The organism is Streptococcus sp. HMSC078H03 (assembly GCF_001808655.1).
Classification (GTDB): Bacteria; Bacillota; Bacilli; order Lactobacillales; family Streptococcaceae; genus Streptococcus; species Streptococcus salivarius_G.
The window spans coordinates 57,337-63,336 of sequence record NZ_KV794086.1; the positions used below are offsets into that span (position 1 = coordinate 57,337).

A 6,000-nucleotide genomic window follows, 5' to 3' on the forward strand; every position below is an offset into this window, starting at 1 on the left:
AAATAAGGAGAGTGGGACAGAAGCAAAAGAGCATGGACTATGTTAGCTTCCTTGTCCGACTCTCTTTTTAGAGGAAAAAAGATGAATACATTACTTGGAACAATTATTACTGCCCTAGTAACTGATGAAAATGACAAATTTTATTTTGTTCAAAAGGACGGTGTGACCTTTGCCTTGTCCAAAGAAGAAGGGAAACACGCCATTGGTGACATGGTGACAGGTTTCGCCTATACAGATAGCAAGCAAAAATCACGTCTGACTCAAAAGGAGATCAAAGCAACTCGTGATTCTTATGATTGGGGAGAGGTCACTGAAGTTCGTAAGGATTTGGGTGTCTTTGTAGATGTGGGAATTCCAGATAAGGAGATTGTTGTCTCTCTTGATGTTTTGCCGGAACTCAAAGAGCTTTGGCCTAAGAAAGGCGACAAGCTTTATATCAAACTCGATGTTGATAAAAAAGACCGTATTTGGGGGCTTCCTGCTGAACCTGAGGTCTTTCAACGTATGGCTGGACCTGCTTACGATAATATGCAAAACCAAAAATGGCCAGCCATTGCCTACCGTCTCAAACTCTCCGGAACCTTTGTTTATCTACCAGAGAATAATATGCTTGGTTTCATCCATCCCTCAGAACGTTATGCTGAGCCACGCTTAGGTCAGGTCCTTGAAGCGCGTGTGATTGGGTTCAGAGAAGTTGACCGTACCCTCAATCTTTCTCTTAAACCACGTTCTTTTGAAATGCTTGAAAATGATGCTCAGATGATTTTGACTTATTTAGAGAGCAATGGTGGCTTTATGACACTTAATGACAAGTCATCACCAGCAGATATCAAAGCAACCTTCGGTATTTCTAAGGGACAATTTAAGAAAGCCCTAGGTGGTCTGATGAAGGCTAAAAAAATCAAACAAGATCAGTTTGGAACAGAATTAATCGGTTAGGAGAAGGCATGAGAAAATCCTTTTATACTTGGCTGATGGCCCAGCGTAATCCAAAGTCCAATGAACCAGTAGCAATCTTGGCTGACTTGGCTTTTGAAGATTCAACCTTCCCGAAGCATACTGATGACTTCGAAGAAGTTAGTCGTTACTTGGAAGATCAAGCTAGCTTTTCCTTTAATCTGGGGCAGTTTGACCAGATTTGGGAAGATTATCTGGCTCATTAATAGCGACTAAGTCTACGATAAGCATAATGACTTTTAGCATTTTCTTTAAAAAGTAATTACCATTTGAATTGGTATGAATTGTTACAATTTTTTACAAATATCTCAGCTTTTTTTCAATAAATTAGGCTTGTTACAACTAGTTAGTAATTGCTTTAAAGTGCAGTAAATCACCCCTCTTTTGACAAAAAGTGTGGTATTATTGTAGATGTTAAAATTGTTAAAAAAGGAATGAATTATACATGTTATCAAAATCTAAAACAACAAAGGCACTTCTTTACTCGACCGCAGCACTTTCACTTTTTGCTGCAAGTCACGTACATGCCGATGAAACTTCAAACTGGGCAGCACGTTCAGTAGATCAAATCAAAGCAGATATCGCTGTAAGTGATAACCAACAAACTTACACAGTTCAATACGGTGATACTTTGGGAAGTATCGCTGAAGCAATGGGTATTGATGTGAACGTTTTGGCTAACATCAATCAAATCACAAACATTGATTTGATTTACCCTGGAACAGTCTTGACAGCAACTTACAATACTGATAATCAAGCTGTCTCTGTTAAAGTTGAAGCTCCAGCTTCAGAAACATCAACTACACCTGTAGTTGCAGAAGCTAATTTGACAACTAACGAAGTGACTGTCAATGGTCAATCTGTAGTTGCAGCGGACTTGACAGCTCCAGTTGAAACAGTAAGCACAACAGCTACTCAAGCACCTGTTACAGAAGAGTCAACTCAAGCTGTTTCAAAAGTGACAGAAGCTATCGCATCAGCATCAGAAGCACCAGCATACGCAGAAACTGAACAACCAGTTGCTGATGCTATTGATCATGTCACTGCGTCAGCAGAGGCTACACCTGAAGCAGAAACTACTCCAGCTGCTGAAACACCAGCACAACCTGAAGTAAAAGAAGAAGCTCCAGCGGCAGAACCAGCAGCAACATCAGAAGCGTCTTCAGAAGCACCAGCGACATCAGAAGCGCCAGCAGAACAGCCAGCGGCAGAACCAGCAGCAACATCAGAAGCGTCTTCAGAGGCACCAGCTGCTTCAGAAGCGCCAGCAGAACAGCCAGCGGTAGAACCAGCAGCAACATCAGAAGTGGCATCAGAAGCACCAGTAACTTCAGAGGCACCAGCAGCACAACCTGCATCAACAAATACACTTCCAACGGATCCACACCTTCAACCACAAGCTGAAGCTTTCCGTCAAGATGTAGCAGCACAATTCGGTCTTACTGACATCGGTGGTTACCGTGAAGGTGACCCACAAGACCATGGTAAAGGACTTGCCGTTGACGTTATGGTACCAGTTGGTTCAGAAGTTGGTAATCAAGTCGCTCAATATGCTGTAGACAATATCTCAAATGCAGGTATCTCATATGTTATCTACAGACAACAATTCTACGCACCAGTAGATAATATCTACGGACCAGCTAACACATGGAACCAAATGCCAGACCGTGGTAGCGTTACTGAAAACCACTATGACCACGTTCACGTGTCATTTAATGAATAAGTAGAATAATAAAAAGTCACGCCTGGCGTGATTTTTTTGATATAATGGAGAAAAATACGAAAGAAAGAGGAACTCTATTTGCAAGAGTATTCTGTTGAAATTACCCTAAATCACCCAGATGATGTCTTGTCACTTTTTGGGACCAATGAGCGCCATTTAAAACTTATCGAGGAAAACCTAAATGTTATTATTCATGCTCGAACAGAGCGTGTGCAGGTCCTTGGAGATGACGAGGAAAGTGCTGAATTGGCTCGTTTGACCATTCAAGCCCTCCTTGTTTTAGTGGAGCGTGGAATGCTAGTCAACACTTCAGATGTTGTCGCAGCCTTAACCATGGCTCAAGATGGTTCGATTGACAAGTTTGTTGCTTTATATGAAGAAGAGATTATCAAGGACAACAGTGGTAAGCCTATTCGAGTGAAGACTTTAGGACAAAAGGTCTATGTTGATAGCATCAAAAATCATGATGTGGTCTTTGGGATTGGTCCAGCTGGTACAGGGAAGACCTTTTTAGCGGTTACCCTTGCGGTTACAGCCCTTAAACGTGGTCAAGTTAAACGTATTGTTCTGACACGTCCAGCAGTTGAGGCAGGAGAGAGTCTTGGTTTCTTGCCTGGTGATCTCAAGGAAAAGGTGGATCCTTACCTTCGTCCAGTCTATGATGCCTTGTATCAAATTCTTGGTAAGGAGCAGACGACCCGCCTTATGGAACGTGAAATTATTGAGATTGCACCCCTCGCTTATATGCGTGGTCGTACCCTAGAGGATGCCTTTGTTATCCTTGATGAGGCACAAAATACAACCATCATGCAAATGAAGATGTTCTTGACTCGTCTTGGTTTTAATTCTAAGATGATTGTCAATGGGGACATGAGTCAGATTGACTTGCCACGTCGTGTTAAATCAGGCCTGATTGATGCCATGGAGAAATTAAAGGGAATCAAGGCTATTGATTTTGTTCACTTCTCTGCTAGTGATGTCGTACGTCACCCAGTAGTAGCTGATATCATTAATGCTTATGAAAAAGATGCACCTAAGTTTGATCTTGAGAAAAAATCAGAAGAATCAGACCAGGCTAAAGAAGTAGTATCAGGATTGACCGAATACCCAGTCATTGGTGCTGAGGATCTTAAAAAGTAAATAGCTGAAAAGAGGTTTGAGAGTATGAGTTCTCAACCTCTTTTTCTTTGGTAGTCAAGTCACAGATTTCCTCTCTATTTTTGGTAAAATAGTATTAAAGAGTAGGCTAATATGAAGGGGAGAGGTATGACTAAGGCAAAAAAATGGAAGATTGCTATCATTGTATTGCTTGGACTTGTTGCGACAGTCTTGATAGCCATAGGAGAGGGAAGATTTTGGAAGTATCAACGGAACTATATTCCAGATGGTACTTATCAGATGATAAAATACGAGGATAAATCGGCATATTCCAATGAATTGATAAATAGGACTGAGCGGGGAGAGAATAATGATAGCTTATATGAGGATTTTATAGTTGTTGAGAATATGAAATCTCAATTTTATTATGTTTTTGTGGGAGATGGGGAATCTTTTGTCTCACCATTTGAGCACGATGAAAAGCTCCCACAGACTTTTGACCCACGTACAGGGACTTTGAAACAGGATTTAACAGTTTCTGAATATAAAGCTCTAGTGATTTCTCATATTGATAAGATTTCTAAAAAGGGAGAGGAGTACTCAAACGTAAAGGAAGTATCTGTCCAAAGGTGTGTAGACGATTATAAAAAAATGTTGAAGCAAAAAAGAACTTATGAAAAGCGCCCTAATGGTCTCGTTCTGACTGTTTATACTAATGATGGACATATTGAGTCGCGTAGAACTTTTAAACGATTGAGCTCAGAGGAAGCCAAAGGGGTCAAAAGTGGTTATGATAGGGATTATGAGTATGCCCTGAAGTATTATAATTATTCAAGGCATGATGGGGATTATCTCATCTGGCGCTGATCCACTTATCGTGCAAGCGCCTCTTTACTATCAAGAATCATAGCCTAATGTTTTATTAAAAAACCTTACAGTCTTTATGATAATTGTCAAATACTATTTCACCATTTATTTTGGTACAATAGAACGGTAGACCAATAAAAAAGGAGATTATTATGAACCAGCAAGAGTGGATTGAGTACTTTGAATTAGTCAACGGTCGCAAACCAACTCCCGCAGAGTTAGCTCAAGCTCAAGCAGCAGGCGAGTTTATCCTTGAACGACCTAACCCTAACGTCTTTGGCTCAAATGGACAGGCGACGGAGCAAAGACCGATTAAGCCAGCTGAACCTGTGATAACGATGACACAGCAGCCTCAGTTTGCACAAACAACAGCAACCTTCCAACAAGTCGTACCTGCTAAAAAAGGTATGTCTAAGAAAACTAAGATTATTTTGGCGTCAGTCTTGGGTGCTGTGGCAGTGATTTTACTTTCTGTTGGTGGCTATTCATTATGGCGTTATCAGTCAGGAAAAATTGTAGATGGAACCTATGAAGTAGTTTCTTTCTCTCGTTATGATGAAGACAAAGATAAAATGGTTGATGGCATAGATGAATACAAGGACGAAGGTTTGGACTTGCAGTCTTTTGTAGTTGTAAAGAATAATCAATCTAGAACCTACAATTTAGTAGAGAGTGACAATAAATCATATGTTAGTTTGATGGACTATGAGACAGATGTTCCTCAGGTATTTGATCCGTGGAATAGAACAGAGAGTCAAGTTTTAGATGCGGATCAAGTCGAAGATGTCACAAAAGACTTCATGAAAAAGATGAGAAAAGACTATTCGTTTTATACCAAAGAGGAAGCTGACAAAGTCGTTAAAAAAACAACAAGAGAATATAAAGATACCTTGAAGGAAAAACGTACCTATGTCAAGCATGGCGATGAATACACTCTGACTACTTATGATAAAAAAGGGAAGCTTCAGTCACGTATTACTTATAAACGTATGAGTAAGGGAGACGCTGAGGAGCGCTGGGATGACTATAAGGATGCCATCAAAGATTATAAGAAAGATTTGAAGACTTATAGTGATCAATATGATGACTTCAAGGATTACTATGATTATGGTTATGGCTACAATTATGGCTATGGTTATGGTAATGACTATGGCTATGGTAATAGCGATGACTATGGTAGTGGTTCTAAATCAGGCTCTGACGATAGTAAAAGTAGTAAAAAATCTAGTGATAAAATCTAATCACCCAATGATGTAAATGAGTAAAGTGGTACGAGAAGGAGAGCCAAAACTCCATTCTGGTATCGCTTTTCTTTATATGGAAATAATGGCTCTTTGTCAACTGTAGTGGGTGAC

Annotated in this window: 6 protein-coding genes; all 6 read left to right on the top strand. The window is 40.2% G+C overall.

Annotated elements, in window-relative coordinates; translation table 11 throughout:
• Positions 1-81 precede the first annotated feature (81 nt).
• On the top strand, positions 82-939 hold the full coding sequence (cvfB, locus tag HMPREF2607_RS02940) for an RNA-binding virulence regulatory protein CvfB (protein ID WP_070475754.1): 858 nt from the start codon (positions 82-84) through the stop codon (positions 937-939).
• Positions 940-947: 8 nt separating this feature from the next.
• Complete coding sequence (locus HMPREF2607_RS02945; RefSeq protein WP_002885591.1) at positions 948-1,163, top strand: YozE family protein; 216 nt, start codon at positions 948-950, stop codon at positions 1,161-1,163.
• 239 nt (positions 1,164-1,402) lie between these two features.
• Positions 1,403-2,680 carry a LysM peptidoglycan-binding domain-containing protein gene (locus HMPREF2607_RS02950; RefSeq protein WP_070475745.1) on the top strand — a complete coding sequence of 426 codons (1,278 nt, stop codon included), beginning with the start codon at positions 1,403-1,405 and terminating at the stop codon, positions 2,678-2,680.
• 78 nt (positions 2,681-2,758) lie between these two features.
• On the top strand, positions 2,759-3,820 hold the full coding sequence (locus HMPREF2607_RS02955; protein WP_070475748.1) for a PhoH family protein: 1,062 nt from the start codon (positions 2,759-2,761) through the stop codon (positions 3,818-3,820).
• Positions 3,821-3,946: 126 nt separating this feature from the next.
• Positions 3,947-4,645 carry a hypothetical protein gene (locus HMPREF2607_RS02960; protein ID WP_070475757.1) on the top strand — a complete coding sequence of 233 codons (699 nt, stop codon included), beginning with the start codon at positions 3,947-3,949 and terminating at the stop codon, positions 4,643-4,645.
• A 152-nt stretch (positions 4,646-4,797) separates the two neighbouring features.
• Positions 4,798-5,886: a hypothetical protein gene (locus tag HMPREF2607_RS02965; protein ID WP_002885565.1), complete on the top strand. Its 1,089-nt coding sequence runs from the start codon at positions 4,798-4,800 to the stop codon at positions 5,884-5,886.
• The last annotated feature ends 114 nt before the right edge of the window (positions 5,887-6,000 follow it).